General features: G+C 43.6%; 1 rRNA gene. It reads left to right on the top strand.

Features of this window, described 5'->3' with window-relative positions:
• Positions 1 to 64: 64 nt before the first annotated feature.
• A 23S ribosomal RNA gene (locus F3J22_RS30350) occupies positions 65 to 241 on the top strand; the annotation flags it as partial.

Below are 241 nucleotides of genomic sequence, written 5' to 3'. Positions count from 1 at the left end.
AAGTTCTTTGACATATTGGAGAATACAAGTTGTGTACTAAGTAGTAATACTTAATACAAAAATATTTAAAGCGAATAAGGGCGCATGGTGGATGCCTAGGATCTAAGAGGCGATGAAGGACGTGGTAAGCTGCGATAAGCTACGGGGAGATGCAAACGATCGTTACATCCGTAGATTTCCGAATGGGACAACCCGGTACACTGAAGGTGTATCACTCGAAAGAGAGCCAACGCAGGGAACT

Origin of the sequence: Chitinophaga sp. Cy-1792, from assembly GCF_011752935.1 — a bacterium.
Classification (GTDB): domain Bacteria; phylum Bacteroidota; class Bacteroidia; order Chitinophagales; family Chitinophagaceae; genus Chitinophaga.
Note: the sequence above shows the minus strand (reverse complement) of the source record. Positions and strands in the feature narration are given on the sequence as shown.